Below are 21,344 nucleotides of genomic sequence, written 5' to 3'. Positions count from 1 at the left end.
AATTACCTCCGTCCGGCGCGGGTCAGAAGCTGATCGAGGAGTTCGATCGCCAAATGGATCTCTTCGTGGGAGATGTTGAGACTGGGGGCGAAAGTGATGACGTTCTTGTGGTAACCGCCAACGTCGAGCACCAAGCCGTATTTGCGTCCGCCGACGGACATGTCGCCTTTCATGCCTTCATCCGACATCCAGTCGAGCGTGGCCTTGTCCGGCGTGAAGCTGTCCTCGCGGCAGATTTCCATGCGCAGGGCAAGCCCGAGCCCGTCTACTTCGCCGACGATCGCATGCTTCTTCTGCAGTTGACGCAGACCGTCCAAGAAGACCGCACCCTTTGACATGACGCTGGCTGCGAAGTTTTCTTCCTCAGCCATTTTCAGGGTTTCAAGCGCCACTGCGGTTCCCATGGGATTGCTGGCGAACGTGGAGTGGGTGGAACCCGGCGGGAAAATCGTCGGATTGATCATGTCTTCGCGCGCCCAGATACCGGAGAGCGGATTGAGACCGTTCGTGATCGCTTTCCCGAACACAAGAACGTCTGGCGAAACGCCAAAATGTTCGATCGACCAGAGCTTGCCCGTACGGTAGACGCCCATCTGGATTTCATCGACGACAAGCAGAATGCCGTGCTCGTCGAGCACCTTCTTCAGTTCGACGAAGAAATTCATCGGCGGGATGACGTAGCCCCCGGTGCCCTGAATAGGCTCTACATAAAACGCTGCGTATTCCGATTTGCCGGCTTTGGGATCCCAGACACCGTTGTATTCGCTCTCGAAAAGGCGCGCGAATTTCTGCACGCAGTAATGGCCGTATTCTTCTTTCGACATGCCCTTCGGGCCACGGAAGTGGTAAGGGAATTCGATGAATTGGGCGCGTTCGCCGAAGTGCCCGTAACGGCGGCGATAGCGGTAGGAAGAGGTGATCGAGCTGGCCCCGAGAGTGCGGCCATGATAGCCGCCCTCGAAGGCGAACATGAGGCTTTTGCCACCGGAATAGTTCCGGACGAGCTTGAGGGAGTCCTCAATTGCCTGCGCGCCGCCGACATTGAAATGCACGCGCCCGTTGTGGCCGAACTTTCTTTCCGCGTCCTGAGCGATCATGGTCGCCAGTTCGACCTTCTCACGATGCAGATACTGAGAGGCGACCTGAGGCAGGGTGTCCAACTGTCGATGCGCGGCTGCATTCAGGCGCGGGTTGCGATAGCCGAAATTGACGGCCGAGTACCACATCTGGAGATCCAGGAAGGCCGTGCCGGCATCATCGAACATGAACGAACCGTCGCATCCGCTGAAAAACTTGGGATGATCGGTGTAATGAACGGTGTCACCGTGAGAGCAGTAGGTCTGCTCCAGACGCCGGAGTTCCTCCTCTGATACGGCATTCTGGTCGTCGTGAATCGGTCTGATAAGCGGATGCATTTTCAAGTTCCTGATTGGGCAGTGGATTGGTTCATTCCGCCGCTATCGCGACGCCAGGATCTGTCAGTCGTGCGGCCATTTCGGCCCGGACATCACTGAACGTCGTGTAAGGTACGAAGGGAATGGCGTTGAGCGTGCAGTAGGTGGCGAGTTTGTGCTTGGCGAAAAGCAGGTCTGCCTGGGGCGAGACGCAGTAGTCGCTGCGTCCATCCCCGACATAGATTCGGGTCGTTCCGGATGTCACGACAGAGCATTTGCAGACGCCTGATTGGGCAAGGCAGGCCGACTGTGAGAACGGCGCTTCCAGCCGGTATTGGAAACCAGCCGGCGCTTCTTCGATGCAAAGCCGGTTTGCGATGATCTTGAGGTGGCCGAGGCCGTGATTGGACAGCACGCGGTGAATGAAGCGATCGACCCCATCGCTGACGACAGAGAGCGGTATCGCGTTTTCCGCGCACCAACCGACGAAGCTCCTAAATCCCGGATCGATTTCCACCGTGTCGAGGAAGCTGTCGATTTCATCCAGCGGGGCCTGAATGAGCGCAATTTGCGCACTCATGCACTGTCGCGCGGTGATGTCTCCGGCTTCCCAGGCTGCCTCAACGTCTCGCCACTCCGGTGCCGCAAATCGCTCGAGCACGGCGTCCGTTACGTCAATCTTGGCTATCGTGCCGTCAAAGTCGCAGTAGGTTTGCATCAGCGCACCGCCACCCGGACGGTGCTGCCATGGCTGGCGGCTCGATCATTGCGTCGCACCTGACGGAAACGGCCAGACAGGGCGGAAATCTCTGCACTGAAGGGAGGGAGCGACGCCGCCCTTGAATGATCGATGACTGATTTTTTCATGTCAGAAGAGTTCTCCGTCGATTCCCGTCCGCGGCAAAAGCAGAAGCGTTTGCTCGCAGTGGCGGGCTGGCAGATTTGCAACTGCGCCTCGTTTGTTGAGAAATCGTCGAGAAAACTTTCGCGTTCAGTGGAGCCGGTGCCGCCGGATCAGATCATCGATTGACGGGCTTCGGTGACTGGTCCAACTGAAGCAGAGTTATCGGAAGCCCCGTAGATCAAACTCGTCAAAGCCGAGCCAAGATGGCCTCGGCCTACAGGCGGCGGGGCCAGACTAGTATAGTGAGACGCCCCATGAACAATGCCCTGATCCTCGTGATCGAAGACGACCCGGAAATTTCAGAGATCATCGAAACCTACTTCGCGCGCGAAGGGTTCAGGGTCATCACTGCCGGCGACGGGGCAATCGGGCTCAGCCACCACCAGCGGCTGAGGCCGGATCTGGTCGTACTCGACATCAAATTGCCGCGTCAGGATGGGTACGAGGTGCTTGCTGCCATTCGCCGAGTCTCCGATACGCCGGTCATCATGGTGACGGCACTGGCGGATGATCTGGACAAGTTGCAGGCACTGCGCATCGGCGCCGACGACTATATCGTCAAGCCCTTCAACCCGCTGGAAGTTGTCGCAAGAGCCAAAGCCGTGCTCCGACGCGTTGCGGGGCGCAGTCCTGACCATGTGCTGAGGGTGGGGCCACTGAGCGTTGATCCTCAAGCGTATCGTGCCATCGTCAGAACAGAATCGGACAACGTCATCCTGGATCTGACACGGACCGAGTTCAGAATTCTGGCGCATATGGCTGCGTCGCCGAACCGCGTGTTTGAACGATCGGAACTGGTCGATGCCTGCCTCCCCGAAGGCGAGGCGCTGGACCGCACCGTCGACAGCCATGTCAGCAATCTCCGGCGCAAACTCACGGCTGCCGGGGCCGGACGCGTTTTGAGCGGGGTCCGCGGCGTGGGGTATCGGATCGATGACATCTAAACCAACCAACCTCAATGCCGGGCTCGTCAGGGCCATGATCTTGCTGACGATGCTGGCATTCGTCGTCGTCTATGCCGGTCTGGTGCTCTACTTCTTCTTCATCTACGAGTGGATCTACGCCGACGGAGAATTCGATACCGCCTGGCAGATGGGCGACACGATAACGCTTGGTCTGCTTCTTGCGATCGGGATACTCACCGCCTCCGTTGGCGGGTGGCGATTGGCGCGCCAAATCACTGAGCCGCTGAAATCCGTCGCAAGTGCCGCAAGGACAATTGCCCATGGCGATTTTTCCGCGCGCGCAGTGCTGCCTCGCCGAAGCTTTGGGGAGGCGGGTGAACTTGTTGCGGATTTCAACCTGATGGCCGAGCGGCTGGAAAGGGCGGAGACGGAGCTCAAATACTCCAATTCCGCGATCGCACATGAGCTTAGAACGCCGCTGACCATTTTGCGGGGCAGGCTGCAAGGTCTGCTCGACGGCGCATTCCAGCCAAGCCCCGAACTCTATTCTCGTCTTATTGCGCATGTGGACGACCTTGGCGGCATCATCGAAGAACTGCGCACACTGGCGCTCAGCAATGCGGGGCAGCTTGATCTGCAATACTCTGCCGTTGACCTCGCATCGGAAGTTGAAGCCGCGGTGACCGCGATGGAGGGAGAACTCTCCAGTGCCGGCAGTCTCGTCATTCGGCGCCTGGAGAAGGCCGCAACATTCGCCGATAAAGCCCGACTCCGCCAGGCGATCATCGCAATCCTTGACAATTGTCGTCGGTATGCGCCGAACTCGACGATCTATCTCCGGACCTGGGAGGCAAAGGGTTTCGTCTATTTCCGGTGCACCGATACTGGTCCAGGTCTGGGCGACGAGAGCCGGAGCCGCGCCTTCGAAAGGTTCTGGCGTGCCGATGATTCCCGCAACCGCGTTTCCGGCGGATCGGGTCTCGGCCTGCCGATCGTAAAGGCCATCATGCAAGCTCATGGGGGAGACGCCGTCATCCTCCCCACCGATGACAGCGGCTTCAGCATCGAACTGCAGCTGCCTTATCGCGAAGACGGCCGTGGTTGAAGTCGGCGATTAGCCATGATGCCTTGCGGGGGAGCCTGTGCTGGCGCCCAACGGAAGGACTTTGTTTCCCCGCGCTCTCGAAGCCATCATCCATCGACGCTCTCTCGACACGATCTGGACGAAAGCCTGTTTAGTAACACTCACAAGCAAACTCCGCTCAGAGCCGCCGGCTCTCAACGGTCTGCCGAGTCAAGTTGCAGGAGGCTTTCATGCGATACGCACTTATTCTCTCCACTGCCATCGCTGGCGTAGCAATTCTGGGTAGCGCTGCCGCGCAAGCCGGAACTTACGCGGCCGCAGAAATCAACATGCGTGCCGGCCCAAGCACGCGCTATCCTTCGATTGGCATTCTGCCGGAAGGCATCCCCCTAAACGTCTTCGGCTGCACAAACGGATATCGCTGGTGCGACGTCGAAGTATCTGGTCGCCGCGGTTGGGTTTCGGCGGCCTACATTGATATCGATTATGACTCTCAGCGGGTTCGGATCCCAGCCTATGCACATCTGGTCCAAGATCCTTCCCTGCCGACTGTCTCGTTCAGCATCAACAGCTACTGGTCCCACTACTACTCCGACCAAGACTTCTACGACCAAATCGAGACCTGGGATGATATCGATTGGGAAGACGACGCACCACCGCCCGGCTGGATGCCGGGCTGGTGAGGAAACTTCTGCCGGGGTTGCGAACATTCGACCTGATCGAGCGCCTCCTGCATCAAGACATAGCTCCCAGCGCCATGGGGGCCCTGGCGATCTCCAAGCAGGCTCTTTGTCGAGCAGACCGCCGTCCCCGATCATCATCCGGCTGCGCAAAGCCGTCTACCACAGCAATCAAGTGAGCCATCTGGCATGAAACACAGAGTATTGAGCAGAAACGCGGTGCTCGTCGGTGCCGCCGTCGTTGCGTTGGCGATCGGCGGCGCCTCTGCGCGAACGGTATTTTCGGCATCGGAAACAGAGAACGAGATCGTGACACCTGTCGTTCTCGGCACCGTCGAAGAAGCCGTCGTTGCAAGCGCCGTGCTGGAGCCTTCGCGCCTGGTCAATGTGGGAGCCCAGGTCTCGGGGCAGTTGACACGTCTCCATGTCGAGCTCGGGCAGAAGGTGAAGCAAGGCGACCTGATCGCTGAGATCGATTCCACGCCTCAGGCCAACAGCTTGCGCATCGCGAACGCAGCCCTTGCCAATCTCAAGGCACAGCGCCGTGCTCGCGAGATCCAGCGGCGCCAGGCGCAGAGGACTTACGAACGGCAGACAACGCTCAACCGCGCAAACGTCGTGTCTACTGCGAATACGGAGGCGGCTGAAGCGGCGTTCAGGTCGCTGGAAGCCGAGGTGGAATCGCTCGACGCGCAGATTCAGCAGTCTTCGGTTGAGGTCGAGAATGCGAAGGTCAATCTCGGCTACACCAAGGTTCGTGCGCCCATGGATGGTACGGTTGTCGCTGTCGTGACCAAGGCCGGACAGACGTTGAATGCCGTTCAGGCGGCGCCGACGATTGTTTCCTTGGCGCAACTCGACACGATGCGCGTGAAAGTCCAGGTGTCCGAAACCGATATCGGGCGCGTGCGCGTCGGGCAGGACGCTCGATTCACGATCATGGGCTATCCCGACAGGCCGATATCGGCGAAACTGGAGCAGATCGAGCCAGCGCCCACGACGATCTCGGCGGAATCCACCACCGGCGCATCCTCTTCGGTCCAGGGCGCACAGGCGGTCTACTACAATGGCCTGTTCAAGACACCCAATACTGATGGCCGCCTTCGACCCATGATGACGGCGTCCGTCAGGATCATCGTCGGAAAAGCAGAGAACGTTCCCCTCGTGCCGTGGTCGGCCCTTACGAACCGCGACGCGCAGGGGCGTTATATCGTGCGCGTGCGTCAGTCGCCGGATACTGTTGTCGAGAAAGTCGTCACCGTCGGCGTGACGGACAAGATCAACAGCCAGATCATTGACGGGCTTGCTGTTGGTGACAAGGTCATCATTCCGGCCGATGGCGAGGCGTCAAGCGATGCCGAGATGGTGTCGATGTGACCCCACTTATCCAGATAGACAAGGTATACCGCTCGTTCGTCGCCGGTGATGAGACTATCACCGCGCTCAATGGCGTCAGTCTGACGATCGAGGCAGGAGAACTGGTTGCGATCGTCGGCGCCAGCGGTTCGGGCAAGTCGACGTTGATGAACATTCTCGGCTGTCTCGATCAACCCTCAGACGGCGAATATCGCATCGGCGGCAAAAGCGTTTCGGGCCTCAGCGCGGATGAGCTGGCTGCTCTGCGGCGCGAGCATTTCGGTTTCATCTTCCAGCGTTATCACCTCCTTGGACCCCTGACGGCGGTCGAAAATGTCGCGATGCCTGCCGTTTACGCGGGTGTGGCCTCCGACGCCCGAACTCGTCGTGCGCAATCGCTTCTCGATCGTCTAGGACTCGGGTCGCGCCTCGACCATCGTCCGGGTCAGCTGTCGGGAGGCCAGCAGCAACGAGTGTCGATTGCCCGCGCCCTGATGAACGGTGGCGAAATCATTCTCGCGGATGAGCCGACCGGCGCCCTGGACACGGCAAGCGGTGAAAACGTTCTTCAGATCCTGAAGGAACTGCACGCCGAAGGTCATACGGTCATCATCGTGACGCATGACATGCAGGTGGCGGCAAATGCTGATCGCGTCATCGAGATCCGTGATGGCAGGATCGTTTCCGACGAGAGGACCCGAGGCTCTCAAGGCGGCGCGGTCTCCCTGCGGCCTCTCGATGAAAAGGCGGTTGGCCGGTTTTCTGCCCTGCGTCAGCGCCTTTCCTATGCAGCGCCTATGGCGCTTCGTGCCATGGCTGCCCATCGGGTGCGCACCTTCCTCACGATGCTCGGCATCATCATCGGTATCGCCGCCGTTGTTTCGGTCATGGGGCTCGGGGAAGGGTCCAGGCAAAAGGTTCTGGCGCAGATGAGCGAGTTGGGTGCGAGCACGCTGTCGATCTTTCCCGGTCGGGACTGGGGGGACGAGCGCGCGGCGAATATCACCTCTCTCGTCATTGCCGACGCGGAAGCACTCGCGCGGCAGCCCTATGTCCGGGGTGTTACGCCGCTGATCTTCGCCTCCGCGCGCGTCCGCTCGGACCATGCCTCGCTCACCGCGAATATCAACGGTGTGGGACCCGACTACTTCACCATCAATGGCATCAAGCTGATATCCGGCCGCAACGTCACGGCCCCGGGACCAGAAAAGCGTGAGCAGGAAGCCGTTCTGGACGATCGGACGGCCACAGCTCTCTTCCCGGGCCATCAGTCGCCGCTGGGTCGCATCATCCTGGTCGACCGTATGCCGGCGACCGTGGTCGGCGTGGTCCAGCGACCCCGAAGCGCTTCAGGCGACAGGACACTGCAGATCTATGTTTCCCATACCAATGTTTCCGGCAGGGTGTCCGGAACCGCCAGCAGCCTTGGCGGCCTCACGGTGAGTGTTGCGGACGGCATTGATACGGGCGCTGCGGAGCGTGCGATCGTGAGCCTGATGACCCGGCGGCACGGACTGAAGGACTTCTACGTTTTCAACAGTGACCAGATGCGAAAGGCCCTGGAAAGGACTTCGCGCACCATGACACTTCTGATTTCCTCGGTTGCGGTGATTTCCCTGATCGTCGGAGGCATTGGCGTCATGAATATCATGCTGGTGTCCGTGACCGAAAGAACGCGCGAGATCGGCCTGCGCATGGCCGTGGGAGCACGGCGTGTCGATATCCTGTTGCAGTTCCTGATCGAGGCAGTGTTGATCTGCCTGGCGGGTTCGCTCGTCGGTATCGCCTTGGCCTTCGGGATTGCAGCTGTCATCGGGGATCCGGAAGGCGAGATGCCAATGATCATCTCCTTGCAGGCGGTTGCGGGATCCTGCGTCGTCGCATTCCTGATCGGCTTGACGTTCGGCTTTCTGCCCGCACGCAATGCGGCTCAGCTCGATCCGGTTGACGCCTTGTCGAGAGAATGAGGTATCGGACCGTCCCGAACGGATGTCCCGGGCACTGTTGAGGCTTCCGAACAGGTTGCCCATGCCCGGGGCGGAGTCGTCCATGTCCACCAACTGCTGCGCCTAACACACACGGCTGCCAGATACCCAAGCTGTCCACCGTTCGCATTCTCTCGAGTTCTTTTCCTTCCCTTTTCGCGCATCAAGATCACTCGACACGAACACGTCTGATGAACGCGATCCGGCCGCTGCTCCCAGGGATCGGGCGCAGCGCTCCGTGAGGGGCGTCAGAAATGTTCGCAGACGAATGAGGCGAATTATTCTACCTCTGAATGGCGTGACTGAAAGAGGAGAAGATCTGACAGATATTTGTGGCCAGGATCTATTTTCCGAGCGCCAAGTCGTTTTTCTTGAATAGCGTGATGCTTGCGGCCGCGCGTTGACTGCGGCTCATAAGATCCATCGTCTGAACCTGAGTGCCTCTCCTGCAGGCGCCGTTGAAAAGGTCGGTGACCTTTCTGACGGGGTCTCTTCTGAGCGCTCAACGGATGACGGTTGCTGGGCGATAGCCCGAAGACGAGCAGATGCCTCCGTCGGACGGATCAAACGAGTTTGAATGACGAAAGAATTTTTTGTTGAACCACAATGGACAGAGACAATGCAACCGTCTTCGCCCGCCGCTTGACAGCCTTGATGGCTGCGACAGCGATTGTCCTGCATCCTTTTGGTGTCTTGGCCGGGGACATGCTGCCGACAGGTGGGCAGGTCGTGGCGGGTTCGCGCAGCGGCAATGGCCAGGTCTATCTCATCAATCCCGACGGGATTGCGTTCGCCCCGGCGGGCATGCTTGCCACACCCCTTTCATGGTCATGGCTGGAGCAAGCCTTGTCTGCGCTTGACAGACGGCCGCAAATCCAAGGAACTCCTGTCGTACCCGCGGCGGCTTTCACGATCCCGGGTCGGTCCCGCACGGTTTCGCGACAGGCTTGAGAGAAACCCGTTGATGTCTTTGATTTCAGCTCACACGCGTGTCGACCTCAACAGCGAAGGCGCGATGCCGAGCTGGGGTGTTCTTGCTCAAGCCCTCTATGGCAATCCGAAGATGGTTTCTGTTGCCCATTGGTTTGCGCAGGTTTTCATCGCTGAACAGCCGCATCGTGCGCGATCCACATCCATTTTCACCACGCAGCAGAGATGGCTGTTGGCACACCTGGCGGCTTCGCTCTACTGCCTGGAGGCGACCGGCCGGGGAGGGCGGCTTTCTCTGCAGACCTATGTCAAGGCCGCCGTTCAGCACCGGATTGCTAGCCGCAACACGGCGCGCGATTTCTTCCTGGAAATCATGAAGTATGATTTCAGCTCGTCCGAAGCCGGGATACCCTACTGCGCCGACATGGCTCTCGCGACGGTTCCGGCACATCCTTCGCAACGGACCAGAGAGAACATGCAGATGTGGTACGAACTGCATCTCACCGGTCTGGACATGATCGACGGCAAAGGTCGGATCGGGATCTTCGAAGAGGACCCGCTGGGATACATGATGATCATGCAGCCGCTGATCACGGAAGCCTTGCTGACATGCCCCGAAGTTCGGATGCCGGGGCGTGCCTATGCCCTCTTTTCCTGGGTCGATGAGGGCGGGCTGCTGATGGACCGGTTGATTGCCGCTATCCACCCAACCGTGGGCTTCGGCGAAAAGACCGTTCCCATCGATGTTGTGTCGGTCGCCGAGCTTGCTCGGGGTCTCAACCTGTCACGCGTGCATGCAGCCCGCGTCATCCGTCGGGCGGAAGAGATCGGCGCGGTGGGTTGGACTGGTTCGCGCGGGCGTGCCACCATGTGGGTTTCTCGTGAACTCCGCGAAGAATACATCTATTTCCAGGCCCTGAAGATGGTGATCGTGGATTTTGCGCTCTCGGCGGCGGTGGACCTGAGACCCTTCATCTCCGGCTGATGAAATCGTACATTTGCCAGGTCTTTGCAGACGCAGGCGCCAAGGGTTCGGCGCTGTCCGTCATCGCGCTCCCGTCACCGTCAAGGCCCGTGGTTCGCGGAATCGGCATCCAGCGTGACCGGTCTCTGGCATGGGCTCACCGTCGAGATACGAGAACAGGGACCAGACAGGGGCAATCATGCCAGGCTGAATGGGCTGCCAAAGGAAATCGTCTGGCGAACTCGAATAAAAAAAGCCCCGCACACTGAAGTGCGCGAGGCAGGCCAGGGAGGCCTCGGGGGAGCGTTGACCGATCAGAGGTCGCCGAGCAGTTCGTTGACGCGGCTCTCTGCAGAAGCAAGTGCGTCATCGACCGATTTGTCGCCATTGACGGCAGCGCCGACTTCTTCGCCGATGATGTCCTGGATCGGGAACTGACGCTGAACTTCCGCCGGCAGCGGACGACCGATCTGAGCGATCTTGGCGATGTTGTCGCGATGCGGCAGCGCCTTGAATTCCGGCATGTCGAAGACGGCCTTGGAAGCCGGCAGATGGCCGGTACGAGCCCACTGGAAGTCGTTCTCGGACAGGAACTTGAAGAGCTTGCCGATCGCGTCAATCTGTTCAGGCGTACGGTCCTTCTTCGGCATCACCCAGCTGTGGCCGTCGGCATAGGTGCTGTCCTGGCCGGGGAAGAGCTGCGGGACCGGGTAGACGGTATAGCCCTTGGAGAGTGCAGTACCTTCCTTCTCGGACTGTGCGACATAGTCGCCGATCAGCCAGGTGCCGTTGACGGCGATGCCGCCTTCGCCATTGGCAAAGCCCGAGACAGCTGCGGCGTAGTCGAGACCGGTGGTCGAGATGCCTTCGTCTTTCGTCGCCTTCATCAGTTCGACGGCAGCCTTGGCTTCCGGCGTGTTCAGCTTGATGGCGGTCGGATCGGAGAAGAAGTCCGCATTCTGCTGCTGCAGCAGGGTGTAGAGGATACGGGTGTAGGACGCGGTCTCATTGGCCATGATCTGGATCAGATAGGGCTTGCCGGTCTTCTCCTTGAACTGCTTGCCCTGGGCGATCAGCTCTTCGCCTGATTTCGGCAGGATCGGCGTGCCGTCGGCATTGACGAGACCAGCTTCCTTCATCAGGTTCAGGTTCACGTGGAAGAGCATGGTCCAGTTGTCGAATGGCAGGCCATAGAGCTGGCCATCCTTCGTGACGCCGTTGCGGCCCGCGTCGGTGAAGTTTTCCGGCGACACACCCTGAGCAGCCAGCACCTCGTCGATCGGTTCGATCAGGCCGCGGCTCTGGTAGTCGGAAATCGCCGAATAGTGCATCGAGACGACGTCCGGGGCGGCACCAGAGGCGAGCTGGGCATTGAGCTGGTCGTAGCCCGGCCATTCGACCGTCGTGACGTTGACGTCGATATCCGGATTGTCAGCCTCGAACTTGTTGACGAGAGCAGTAATGATGCCGCATTCGCCGACGGCAGCGGAGACATCGGTCACCTTACCGTAGTCTGCCTCGCATGCACCGAAAAAGCGCTGCAGTTCGATCTTGGTCTGGGCCTGCGCCGAGGCGCCATAACCCAGCGCAATCATTGCGACGGTGGTCAGAAGTATGCGTTTCATGATGTCTCACTCCCTTAAATCGGGCTGATTGCCCTGTTGAAAAGAAACCGGCCAGCTCCTCCCCGGCCGGGCAGGCTTTACTTCACCGCCCCGCCGGAGACGGCGGTGACGATGTGTTTCTGGAAGATGACGTAGACGATCAGTGCCGGAACGCCGGCGAAGACGGCCTGGGCTGCGAGGAAGCCGAGGCCTTCGCTCTGGGCGAAGTTCGATTGCGACGAGGCGAGGCCGACGGTCAATGTGTACATTTCCTTCTTGGTGGCCGAGATCAGCGGCCACCAGTAGTCGTTCCAGCCATGCAGGAAGGTGAAGATGCCAAGCGTTGCCTGGGCCGGCAGTGTCTGTGGCAGCATGATCTTCCAGAAGATCCGCCATTGCGATGCGTTGTCGAGCAGGGCGGCCTCGTCGATTTCCTTCGGGATCGCCCGGAAGAACTGCGTCATCAGGAAGACGCCAAAAGCGCCCGACATACCCGGCAGCATGAGGCCGAGATAGGTGTTGTGCAGGCCGAACCAGTTGAACATCTGGTGGCGTGCAATGATGACAGCCTGTTCCGGCACGGCGAGGCCGAAGAGCACAATGATAAAGAGCGTGCGCCGGAGGGGAAACTCCAGCCTTGCAAAGCCGTAGCCGGCAAGCGACGAAAGGATCAGCACCGTCAGGGTCTGGCCACTGGCGACCACGAGGCTGTTGAAGAACCAGCCGAAGACCTGCGACGAATGCAGGATGTTCAGATAGTTCGCGATCGTATAGGGCGCACGGAAGACCGAGTCCGTGCCGATCATCAGCTCCTGATTGCTCTTGATGGAGAGGCCGATCAGCCAGGCTACCGGTGCCATCATGATCACCGAGAGGAAGGCTGCGCCCCAGAGAAGGGGCCGGTTCGCGGTCAACGCTTCCGGCTTGTAGGTTTCGGCGTGACTGCTCATGCTCCGTCCTCCGTCTTGCGCGAGGACACGACATACTGAGCCATGGCCGCGACGAGGATGATCAGGAAGAGATATTGCGAGGCGGCTGCCGCGCGGCCGACATCCCAGCGGACGAAGCCGACTTCGTAGATGTACATAACGAGCGGTCGCGAGGAACCGTTGGGGCCGCCATTGGTCATCAACTGCGCCTGGCCGAAAAGCTGGAACTGTAAGACGATCTGGATGATCGTGACCAGCATGATGGTGCGGGCGATCGAGGGCAGGGTGATCCGGGTCAACACCTTCCAGGGGCTGGCATTATCCAGCGCGGCTGCCTCGTAAAGGTCCCGCGGAACCTGCTGCAGGGCAGCGAGGAAGAGCATCATGGGCAGGCCGATGCACCACCAGACGGTCGCGACGCCGACGGCGAACAGAGACCAGCCTTTGGTCGAGATGAAATTGATCTGCTCGATGCCGGCTTGAGTGAACAGCACGGAAAGAAGTCCGTCGCCGGGGATGAAGACGAAGCGCCAGATCAGCGTGACGATCGTGACCGAGAGCACCGAGGACGAGAAGAACAGTCCCCGGAAGAAGCTCGTCGTGCGCGTGGTGCGGTTGAGAGCCAGCGCCAGAAAGAGGCCGAGGGCAACGAGTGTCGGCACGCTGACCAGCACAAAGATGATGGTGTTGCGCAGAGCCTGCAGGAATACCGCATCACCGGCGACGCGGATGTAGTTGGTCAGGCCGACGAAACGGCCTGGACCGAAGAGGTCCACCTTGTGCAGGCTGAGCCACATGCCCCAGAAAAGGGGGAACACCAGAAGAGCCAGAAACACCAGCAGGTAGGGCAGAATGAAAAGCCCGTTGCTCAACTGGCTGCGGCGATAGCTTTCGGCCATGTCAGTCCACCTCCCGCAAGAAGGCGCGGCCATCGTCCCCGAAGAGATGGACGGCGTGCGGATCGGCGGAGATCGCCAGTCTGTCGCCGGGATTGATCAGGGAGCGACCATCTGCTTCGACGACAAATTTGCTGCCGTCATCGAACACGCCGTACACAAGCGTGCGATCGCCAAGGCGCTCGACCACTTCCGCCGTCAGTGGTACGCCGCCGCTTCCGTCTGTCACGACGGTGATGTCCTCGGCGCGAATGCCCAGCGTCGCACCCTGAGGGCTTGCGCCCGCCGGTATGCTGAAGTGGGTCGTGACACGACCAAGGCCCGTTGTGGTGACCGCAAGGGCCTGAGCTTCCCTGGTCCAGTCCTTGACGTCCAGGAAATTCATGGCGGGCGAACCGATGAAGCCTGCAACGAATTTGCTCGCGGGGCGCTGATAGACATCCATCGGCGTACCGATCTGCTCGATCTTGCGCGCATTCATGATAACGATCCGGTCGGCAAGCGTCATCGCTTCGACCTGATCGTGGGTGACGAAGATCATCGTCGCGCCGAGACGGTGATGAAGTTGCGCGAGTTCAAGCCGCGTGCGGCCACGCAACGCAGCGTCAAGATTCGAGAGCGGCTCGTCGAACAGGAAGGCCTTGGGCTCCTTGACGATGGCGCGGCCGATGGCGACGCGCTGGCGCTGACCACCCGAGAGCTTTTGTGGCTTGCGGTCGAGGAGATGTCCGATCTCCAGCGTTTCGGCTGCGGCGAGCACGCGCTTCTCGATCTCCTCCTTGGCCATGCCAATGTTTTCGAGGCCGAATGACATGTTCTGCTTCACCGTCATATGCGGATAGAGCGCATAGGACTGGAAGACCATGGCCACGCCGCGCTTGCCAGGCGGCAGGGTGTCAACGCGCTGGCCGGCCACCGAAATGGTGCCGCCGGTGACGTCCTCGAGACCCGCGATCATCCTGAGCAGCGTGGACTTGCCGCATCCCGAGGGTCCCAGGAAGACCACGAATTCGCCCGCCTCGATCGATAGCGAGATCTCCTCGAGGACGGTTAGTGCGCCGTAGCGCTTGGTGACGTTGTCAATTTCAATCGAAGCCGACATGGTTTCTCCTCCCCGTCGTCGATTGGTTTACTGGCCGAGCCGGATCATCCGGTAGCTGAGCGGCGCGATCTCTCCCTTGAGGCGCCCCCCGGTGACGGACAATCCGCTGCCGTCGACCGGCGCAACCGGCTGTTGGTCAGGCCCGTTCACGGCCTTCAGCGCATGACCTGCGATCACCTTGTCCATGATCACCTTGCGGTCGCCGAACCCTGCGAGCGCGACATCAAGGGTGATGGCGTCGGTCTCGTGACGGTTGACGATGAAGAGGGTGAGGGCGCCGTCGGCCTCGCTCTCGACGGCGGATACGTCGAGATACGGAACGTTCTCGGCAAAGTCCGTTGAATAGCTCGGGCTGTCGATCGACAGCTGGTAGGACGTGCCGCGGCCATAACGCGAAGCAAAGAGATAGGGGTAGTAGGTCGTCTGGCGCCAGGCCGGGCCGCCGGGCACGGTCATGATCGGGGCGATCACATTGACCAGCTGCGCGAGGCAGCCGACCTTCACGACATCGGCGCGGCGAATGAAGGTGTTGAGGATGCAGCCGACCTGCAGCACGTCTTCGAAATTGTAGATGTCTTCCAGGAGTTCGGGCGCATGCGGCCAGCCGTCGCGACCTTCCAGCACCTTCCGATCCGCTTCGTTGGAATGGTACCAGACATTCCATTCGTCGAAGCTGATATAGACGTCCTTCTTCGAGCGCTTCTTTGCCTTTGTCACGCGGATGACCGAAGCGATGGTCTCGATGTAGTCTTCGAGGCGAGCGTTCTGCGCCAGATAGGCGGCAGTGTCGCCTGCGTGGTTTTCGAAATACATGTGCAGGCTGATGTAATCGACGCTGTCATAGGTGTAGTCGAGAACGGTCGCTTCCCAGGCGGGATAGGTCGGCATCTTCGGTGAGGACGAGCCGCAGACGACCAGCTCGATCGATTTGTCGAAGGCCCGCATGGCCTTGGCGGTCTCGAAAGCGACCCGTCCATATTCCTCGGCCGTCTTCTGGCCGATCTGCCAGGGGCCATCCATCTCGTTGCCAAGGCACCAGAGCTTGACGTTCCAGGGCTCTTCGCGGCCGTTCTTGCGGCGCAGATCCGACCAGTAGCTGCCGCCGGGGTGGTTGACGTATTCGAGGAAGGCGCGGGCTTCATCGAGTCCTCGCGAGCCGAGATTGACGGCCAGCATCATCTCGGTATTCGCGGCCTTCGCCCAATCGGCAAATTCGTGGATGCCGACCTGGTTCGATTCCGAGGTGTGCCAGGCGAGGTCGAGGCGAACAGGGCGCTCTCCCTTCGGGCCTATGCCGTCTTCCCAGTTGTAGGCCGAGACGAAGTTGCCGCCGGGATAGCGGACTACGGGGACATCGAGTTCGCGCACGAGATCAATAACATCCTGACGCATGCCGTTTTCATCAGCCGTCGGATGATCGGGCTCGTAGATGCCGGTGTAGACCGCGCGGCCGAGATGCTCGACGAAGGAGCCGTAAAGGCGCGGATCGATCGTGCTGATTTTGAAGTCGCGGTGAACGGTGCCGACAGCCCGCATGTGCATTTCCTCCGAATATATCCGTTTTTCGGATATCTATCATAATTGAGGATATGATACACGGGATCGACCGGAGGTCAATCCGGCAATATCAGTGGGAAATTCAATTGTGATCAGGTCTTGATCCGCAGGACGATGTCCTGGTCGTAATTGCCGAAACCGCGGCCGAAGATGTTGATTCCACCGGGATGTTCGGCCGTTTCCGGAACCTCGATCCGGACCCGAATGGAGCGGTGTTCAAGCAGTTCGAGGTCGCTGAGTGTCGTTTCCGACACGCGCATGCCGTCAATGAAGGTGCCGCCTTCGGTCACGCGAAAGCTCTTCAGGACGCCGTATTGGCTGCCCCGCAACTTCCACCAGTCGGGGGTGAACTTGCCGCGCCGGTCGCCGAAATCGCCAGGTGATGTCCAGGTGGCGACAGGCTTGCCGTTGATCGAAATCGTGATGTCCGATGGCCAGTTGTCGGAGGTTCCGGGCACCTCCGAGGAGAGTTCGAGCAGCAGCTCAAGCTCCCGGATCGGAGCACCCTTGATACGGGCATTGTTGGGAAACTGGTAGTCGACATAACCCCTGGTGAACCAGAGCAGTCCCGCCTTCATGCGGTCCGGGGACAGGAATGTGTCGGGGTTGTCGAGATAGCCTATGATGGCGTCCGGGCCGCACATGCCGCAGGGGGCGTAGACATCGTAGCCGCTGTAGAGACCGACCGGCATCGACACTTCGATCGCCTCGTCGGTTGCTTCATTCGGACGGGTAAAGGTCAGCACGATCTCGTCGTGCACGGCGTGACAGATCTTCTGGCTGCCCTTGCGCGCCTTCTGCACCTCCGTACGGATCAGTCCCGCCTCTTCCATCTGGTTCAAATGGGTTGAGGTGGTCGATTGCGGAAGGTGCAGGACCTCGGCGATTTCGTTGACATTCAGCGACCCGCGAGCATGCAGCAGTTCGAGGATCGCCAGCCTTGCCGGCGCAGCGAGGCTCTTGAGGACATCCTTGCCGTCTTCCGGCGTGATCATCAGAAAACGGCTGCTCAATTCGTCACTCCCTTGCCCTTGCCGATAAATATCAGAAAAACTGATCAAAACAAGGGCCTGCAGAATCTGCGGCAGATGCTGGTGCGGAGTCCACATTGCCTTCCGCGAAGTTGTTGGTGCAGGTGACTGTGCCCGGCAGACGCTTGGGTTTGGTCAAGATGACGTTTTCTGCGCTCGGCACCTATCGCATGCTAGTGGTATCGACGTGGACCAACCTTTTCAGACCCGGTCGCGTCGGGCTGGGCGTTCGCCGGATGTGCAACGGGTGAACCATAGGCTGGTGGACACGATGGTCCTCGTTGAGGACATTGTTTTGCCGATGATGGTCATGTCTCGCGACGACGCGGCTTCTCCGACTCCTTGGGTCAAGCCTTCTATTGCGGTCGGCAAGGAGGTCATGTGCCCATTGCCAGATGCGGTGTTGCGACCTTCACCCGGTTGCGGCCCGCGTCCTTGGCCCGGTAAAGCGCCTGGTCCGCCCGGCGCATGGCATCGGAGAGATCGCGGGGCAACAAGACCTGGGCGATGCCGAAGCTTGCGGTGACACTCAAGGCTTGAGGATGGAGGGGGAGCGTCATGCTCTCTCGTCTCAGCAGTTGCGCCAGCTGAACGGCGTCGTCCACTTGGGTATCAGGTAGGAAAAGCGCGAATTCCTCTCCGCCCAGGCGACCCACGACCGCACCTTCGGGGGTATGGCGAGCCAGGCAATCGGCAAAAGCCTGGATGACCATGTCTCCCACATGGTGACCGTAGGTGTCATTGATTTGCTTAAAGTGGTCGAGGTCGCACAGGATGATCGCATGGGGTCCCGGCCGCTCGTTGCGAAGCAGCGCGGTGATCTGCCGGTCGAAGCCGCGCCTGTTGGCGAGCCCTGACAGACTGTCGATCTCCGATTCGGTTCGCTGAATTGCAAGAATTTCCAGAACCAGCTTCGCAAGCAGGGTCAGTCCAACCGCCACCATGAGGACTGCCGTAAGACTTTGTGAGATCAGGGCGTAACTCGTCTGAACGTAGTCCCTCGCCGTAGAACCGGCGCCCAAAACGACTGCCAGTCCCGCCTTCATGAAGAAATGCAGGCCCGTGGTCAGCAGCAGGATGCCAAGAAACCTGTCGATGGCCGTGCGTTGGCGAGCCATGAGGACAATCATCGCACCCGCCAGAATGACCAGTGCGAAAGGACCCTGGTACAGGAACGCGTGTAGCGCGGTGCCACGGGGGAGGTCGTAAATCGCCGCGGCCACAAACAGGCTGGTTGCGACGAAGATTGCAGTGATGCGTGCATCGATACGTCGGTGGTACATTTCCCCAACGCCGATTGTCAGCATTGTCATGCCAATGAGCACCGTCGCGAAAGCGCAGAGTGCCCAGAGCCGCGGTGGACTGCCAAAGGCCACCAGCAACTCGCTGATCGCGGAGAGTGATGCGACACCGAAGCCCGCTCCCAGCCACATCGCCGCCGTCCTCGAGTGGCTGCGCCGTGCAACCACAACGAAGAACGCGCTGAAGGACAGGGCGACAATGAAATTGACTACCAGGAAAAATGCTGCCCCGTTCATTCTCTTGCCGCCGTGCTTCGGGCCGAGTGCCCATCTTCGATCTCCACAACTATAGAGGAAAAGTGAAGACTTTCATCCAGGACCGTCGACACTCGCGGCATGCCAGCAGGCACTCCCTGCGCGGTCAAGCGACACCCTGAATGGCTCGTTTTGGCGCAGCTCACGTTATTGTGACATGCGGTGAATACTGCCGCTTTCAAGTCGGTGAAGTCACTCTGATGCTCGTTTACCGGCCAATTACCGCAGTAAATCGTGCGATTTTCGCAAGAAACGGATGATCACGGCTCATGCTGCTCTGTGAGGGTAGAAGGGATTTTACTCAAGATTCACGATAATCGCGATTGTTCACTTTGTCTTAAACCTCTTTTCGGGGCGGCTTGATATCTCGTGGTGCATGGTTATTGCGAGTTATTCAGGTCTGATTGATCCCGATCGAGCCCCAGCAGGTTCGGCGAAATCACTCGTCGTTCGTGTCGTGACGGAGGCGTTCTTCCAATCCGACGAATATGCGGATCTGTTTGCGCGATCGACTGCGTCAGCATTCCAGCATCCGCTCTGGCTCCAGGCCTTCTATCGTCACCTGGCACCATCACGTGCTGCCAAACCAGTCGTATTGGTCGGGCGACCGGCCGATGGCCAACCCGCGTGTCTCGTTCTGCCGTTGATTGCGCGCAAACTTTCAGGCGTCACGCTCCTGGAAAGCGCGGATCTGGGGGTCAGCGATTATGCTGCGCCCGTAGTGGATCTCGACTGGTGGCAGATGCCCGGAGATCATGCTTCGCTCCGCTCAACTATCGCCGCAGCATTGCCAGCTCACGACATTCTGCGGGTGAAGCCCATTCGAGATGAGCATATCGAACTATGGCAGGCGCTCCTTCCGGGCAGTGCCACCAAGCTCACCTTTTCTGCGCATGCCGCCGACCTTGTTGCGCCCGCGGAGCTCTGGCGCGAACAGGCGCTCACCGAGAGCTTTGCCCGTTATCTCTCGCGTAAGCGGAAGCGGTTTCTCAAGGGTGATAGAGCCCGGCTGGTTGTCCTCGAGGGTGAGGACGCGATCGGCACCGCGTTGGACCGTCTTGCCGCGTTGCGAGAGGGGCGTTTCGATGGCGATGTGATTGCCGCTCCGGCCGCGCGCACCTTTTATCGAGCCGTAGCTCAAACCGGCGCGCAGACCGCTTACTCGCGCATATACGCCTTGGAAGTAGGAGGTGAGGCGATCGGCTACACCTTTTGTGTCGCGCACCGTTCGCGGCTGCATTACCTGCTCATCGGCTGCGATTATCGGGCCCATGGCCGCCACTCACCAGGTCTCCTGCTCTATGACGGGATGATCGAAGATTGGATCAAGACTGGCGGTCAGATCTTCGATTTCACGATCGGAGATGAACCTTTCAAGTCGGATTTCGGAACAGTACCAACACCGCTCCACGTGCTGACGCATGCCACCACGTTGCGTGGCACGCTCGCTCTCGTCGCAACGCGCTGGCGTGAGCGCTGGCGTGAAAATTCCGCAGCCACGACCACGAGCCCCTTTGCCAACCGCCAATCATCCGAGGAGGATCATGGATGAGCGAGCGCCCGGCTTTCCTTGAGAATTCCGTCATCATCGCAGCCCATCCGGATGACGAATTGCTCTGGTTCAACGCCATATTGCATGACGTTGACGAAGTCATCGTCGTTTACCGCGATTTCTGGGCTCAGCCCGGCCTGGGTGAAAAGCGTGCCGCTGCACTTGCCGAGTTTCCGCGACCTGGAGTGAGCTGCCTCGACCTTTCGGAATCGGGCGCTGCCGGCTGCGCGAACTGGGAGGATCCGCGCGAAAGCGCAGATGGCATCGTTCTGAGCTTTGAAAGCCAGCGACGTGAACTCACACGTATGTCGCGCCTTGCACTTGGCAAAGTGGGCATGGGCGAACTACGTGTGGCCGAGCACAGTGTGCTGACGGCTTACCAGAACAATTTCGTGAAGATACAGAGTTTGCTGCGCGTCCGGCTTCGTCGGGGCATGAATGTTTTCACGCACAATCCCTGGGGGGAGTATGGGCACGAGGAACATGTCCAGCTCTTCCGTGTCCTCCAAGGACTGAGGGACGAGATCGGCTTCAATCTCTGGATGTCGAACTATTGCACCAACCGCTCGCTGCCTCTGGCGATGCGCTATTTCCAGACCTCCCCCGGGCAGCCGATCCGTCTGCCGACCAACAAGGTGTTCGCGGAAGAAGTGGCATCCATCTACAAGCGTCATGGCTGCTGGACCTGGGCGGACGACTGGCGATGGTTCGATGACGAGTGGTATCTGCCGGCCCCCCGCCATGGTGCGACGCCACAGGCGCATCAGCACTTGTTCCCGCTGAACCTTTTCACCATCGATGTTGCGCAGAAGCGGCCCTGGCTCACTGTCGCTGTGGGGTCGGCGGCGGCTGCATCGGCGCTGATGGTCGCTGCGGACTTCTAGCTGGGCACCGAACCGAGGGAACATCGAGGCG

18 protein-coding genes are annotated in these 21,344 nt (G+C 59.8%); 9 read left to right on the top strand and 9 right to left on the bottom strand.

Going from position 1 to position 21,344, the window contains the following annotated elements; translation table 11 throughout:
- Window positions 1–2 precede the first annotated feature (2 nt).
- Together H6M51_RS19845 and H6M51_RS19840 are read right to left on the bottom strand one after the other, a co-directional pair.
- Window positions 3–1,415, bottom strand: coding sequence for an aspartate aminotransferase family protein (locus H6M51_RS19845; protein WP_185811528.1), 1,413 nt, complete (start codon window positions 1,413–1,415; stop codon window positions 3–5).
- Window positions 1,416–1,446: 31 nt separating this feature from the next.
- Entirely contained in the window at window positions 1,447–2,112 is a 666-nt protein-coding gene (locus H6M51_RS19840; RefSeq protein WP_185811527.1) for an MtnX-like HAD-IB family phosphatase, read from the bottom strand.
- A 132-nt stretch (window positions 2,113–2,244) separates the two neighbouring features.
- Here H6M51_RS19840 and H6M51_RS19835 point away from each other — a divergent pair, with 132 nt between their 5' ends.
- The 7 genes from H6M51_RS19835 to H6M51_RS19805 all read left to right on the top strand — a co-directional run bounded on the left by H6M51_RS19835 (window position 2,245) and on the right by H6M51_RS19805 (window position 10,223).
- Window positions 2,245–2,424 carry a hypothetical protein gene (locus H6M51_RS19835; RefSeq protein ID WP_185811526.1) on the top strand — a complete coding sequence of 60 codons (180 nt, stop codon included), beginning with the start codon at window positions 2,245–2,247 and terminating at the stop codon, window positions 2,422–2,424.
- Between the two features lie 128 nt (window positions 2,425–2,552).
- On the top strand, window positions 2,553–3,242 hold the full coding sequence (locus tag H6M51_RS19830) for a response regulator (RefSeq protein ID WP_185811525.1): 690 nt from the start codon (window positions 2,553–2,555) through the stop codon (window positions 3,240–3,242).
- Complete coding sequence (locus H6M51_RS19825; protein ID WP_185811524.1) at window positions 3,232–4,308, top strand: ATP-binding protein; 1,077 nt, start codon at window positions 3,232–3,234, stop codon at window positions 4,306–4,308. The genes H6M51_RS19830 and H6M51_RS19825 overlap by 11 nt, the downstream gene beginning before the upstream one ends.
- Window positions 4,309–4,517: 209 nt before the next feature.
- Window positions 4,518–4,970: an SH3 domain-containing protein gene (locus H6M51_RS19820; RefSeq protein ID WP_185811523.1), complete on the top strand. Its 453-nt coding sequence runs from the start codon at window positions 4,518–4,520 to the stop codon at window positions 4,968–4,970.
- A gap of 186 nt (window positions 4,971–5,156) precedes the next feature.
- Window positions 5,157–6,344 (top strand): efflux RND transporter periplasmic adaptor subunit, encoded by a 1,188-nt coding sequence (locus tag H6M51_RS19815; RefSeq protein WP_185811522.1) that lies wholly within the window; start codon window positions 5,157–5,159, stop codon window positions 6,342–6,344.
- The gene (locus tag H6M51_RS19810) at window positions 6,341–8,290 is read left to right on the top strand and encodes a MacB family efflux pump subunit (protein WP_185811521.1); all 1,950 of its coding nucleotides are present in this window, start codon (window positions 6,341–6,343) and stop codon (window positions 8,288–8,290) included. Before H6M51_RS19815 ends, H6M51_RS19810 begins: the two co-directional genes overlap by 4 nt.
- Before the next feature lie 982 nt (window positions 8,291–9,272).
- Window positions 9,273–10,223: a hypothetical protein gene (locus H6M51_RS19805; RefSeq protein WP_185811520.1), complete on the top strand. Its 951-nt coding sequence runs from the start codon at window positions 9,273–9,275 to the stop codon at window positions 10,221–10,223.
- 293 nt (window positions 10,224–10,516) lie between these two features.
- Here the strand turns inward: H6M51_RS19805 and H6M51_RS19800 are convergent, their stop codons facing one another.
- The 7 genes from H6M51_RS19800 to H6M51_RS19770 form a co-directional block, all read right to left on the bottom strand.
- Window positions 10,517–11,827: an extracellular solute-binding protein gene (locus H6M51_RS19800; RefSeq protein WP_185811519.1), complete on the bottom strand. Its 1,311-nt coding sequence runs from the start codon at window positions 11,825–11,827 to the stop codon at window positions 10,517–10,519.
- 77 nt (window positions 11,828–11,904) lie between these two features.
- Entirely contained in the window at window positions 11,905–12,756 is an 852-nt protein-coding gene (locus H6M51_RS19795) for a carbohydrate ABC transporter permease (RefSeq protein ID WP_185811518.1), read from the bottom strand.
- A complete protein-coding gene (locus tag H6M51_RS19790; RefSeq protein ID WP_185811517.1) occupies window positions 12,753–13,634 on the bottom strand; it encodes a carbohydrate ABC transporter permease in 882 nt (293 codons plus the stop codon). Before H6M51_RS19790 ends, H6M51_RS19795 begins: the two co-directional genes overlap by 4 nt.
- Before the next feature lies 1 nt (window position 13,635).
- Window positions 13,636–14,733, bottom strand: a complete 1,098-nt coding sequence (locus H6M51_RS19785) for an ABC transporter ATP-binding protein (protein ID WP_185811516.1) — start codon at window positions 14,731–14,733, stop codon at window positions 13,636–13,638.
- A gap of 27 nt (window positions 14,734–14,760) precedes the next feature.
- Window positions 14,761–16,269: an alpha-N-arabinofuranosidase gene (locus H6M51_RS19780; protein ID WP_185811515.1), complete on the bottom strand. Its 1,509-nt coding sequence runs from the start codon at window positions 16,267–16,269 to the stop codon at window positions 14,761–14,763.
- 113 nt (window positions 16,270–16,382) lie between these two features.
- Entirely contained in the window at window positions 16,383–17,303 is a 921-nt protein-coding gene (locus H6M51_RS19775; RefSeq protein WP_185811514.1) for a transcriptional regulator, read from the bottom strand.
- A gap of 395 nt (window positions 17,304–17,698) precedes the next feature.
- Window positions 17,699–18,859, bottom strand: coding sequence for a diguanylate cyclase (locus H6M51_RS19770; protein ID WP_185811513.1), 1,161 nt, complete (start codon window positions 18,857–18,859; stop codon window positions 17,699–17,701).
- A gap of 739 nt (window positions 18,860–19,598) precedes the next feature.
- Here H6M51_RS19770 and H6M51_RS19765 point away from each other — a divergent pair.
- Together H6M51_RS19765 and H6M51_RS19760 are read left to right on the top strand one after the other, a co-directional pair.
- Entirely contained in the window at window positions 19,599–20,429 is an 831-nt protein-coding gene (locus tag H6M51_RS19765) for a GNAT family N-acetyltransferase (protein ID WP_185811512.1), read from the top strand.
- Window positions 20,426–21,313: a hypothetical protein gene (locus H6M51_RS19760; protein ID WP_185811511.1), complete on the top strand. Its 888-nt coding sequence runs from the start codon at window positions 20,426–20,428 to the stop codon at window positions 21,311–21,313. Before H6M51_RS19765 ends, H6M51_RS19760 begins: the two co-directional genes overlap by 4 nt.
- Window positions 21,314–21,344: the final 31 nt, after the last annotated feature.

Source organism: Rhizobium sp. AQ_MP, assembly GCF_014237835.1.
Classification (GTDB): domain Bacteria; phylum Pseudomonadota; class Alphaproteobacteria; order Rhizobiales; family Rhizobiaceae; genus Allorhizobium.
Note: the sequence above shows the minus strand (reverse complement) of the source record. Positions and strands in the feature narration are given on the sequence as shown.

Bases quoted from the DNA above. Each gene is read 5' to 3' on its own strand.
- H6M51_RS19845 (WP_185811528.1), bottom strand. From the start codon at position 1,415: ATGCATCCGCTTATCAGACCGATTCACGACGACCAGAATGCCGTATCA.
- H6M51_RS19840 (WP_185811527.1), bottom strand. From the start codon at position 2,112: ATGCAAACCTACTGCGACTTTGACGGCACGATAGCCAAGATTGACGTA.
- H6M51_RS19835 (WP_185811526.1), top strand. From the start codon at position 2,245: ATGACTGATTTTTTCATGTCAGAAGAGTTCTCCGTCGATTCCCGTCCG.
- H6M51_RS19830 (WP_185811525.1), top strand. From the start codon at position 2,553: ATGAACAATGCCCTGATCCTCGTGATCGAAGACGACCCGGAAATTTCA.
- H6M51_RS19825 (WP_185811524.1), top strand. From the start codon at position 3,232: ATGACATCTAAACCAACCAACCTCAATGCCGGGCTCGTCAGGGCCATG.
- H6M51_RS19820 (WP_185811523.1), top strand. From the start codon at position 4,518: ATGCGATACGCACTTATTCTCTCCACTGCCATCGCTGGCGTAGCAATT.
- H6M51_RS19815 (WP_185811522.1), top strand. From the start codon at position 5,157: ATGAAACACAGAGTATTGAGCAGAAACGCGGTGCTCGTCGGTGCCGCC.
- H6M51_RS19805 (WP_185811520.1), top strand. From the start codon at position 9,273: ATGTCTTTGATTTCAGCTCACACGCGTGTCGACCTCAACAGCGAAGGC.
- H6M51_RS19800 (WP_185811519.1), bottom strand. From the start codon at position 11,827: ATGAAACGCATACTTCTGACCACCGTCGCAATGATTGCGCTGGGTTAT.
- H6M51_RS19795 (WP_185811518.1), bottom strand. From the start codon at position 12,756: ATGAGCAGTCACGCCGAAACCTACAAGCCGGAAGCGTTGACCGCGAAC.
- H6M51_RS19790 (WP_185811517.1), bottom strand. From the start codon at position 13,634: ATGGCCGAAAGCTATCGCCGCAGCCAGTTGAGCAACGGGCTTTTCATT.
- H6M51_RS19785 (WP_185811516.1), bottom strand. From the start codon at position 14,733: ATGTCGGCTTCGATTGAAATTGACAACGTCACCAAGCGCTACGGCGCA.
- H6M51_RS19780 (WP_185811515.1), bottom strand. From the start codon at position 16,269: ATGCGGGCTGTCGGCACCGTTCACCGCGACTTCAAAATCAGCACGATC.
- H6M51_RS19770 (WP_185811513.1), bottom strand. From the start codon at position 18,859: ATGAACGGGGCAGCATTTTTCCTGGTAGTCAATTTCATTGTCGCCCTG.
- H6M51_RS19760 (WP_185811511.1), top strand. From the start codon at position 20,426: ATGAGCGAGCGCCCGGCTTTCCTTGAGAATTCCGTCATCATCGCAGCC.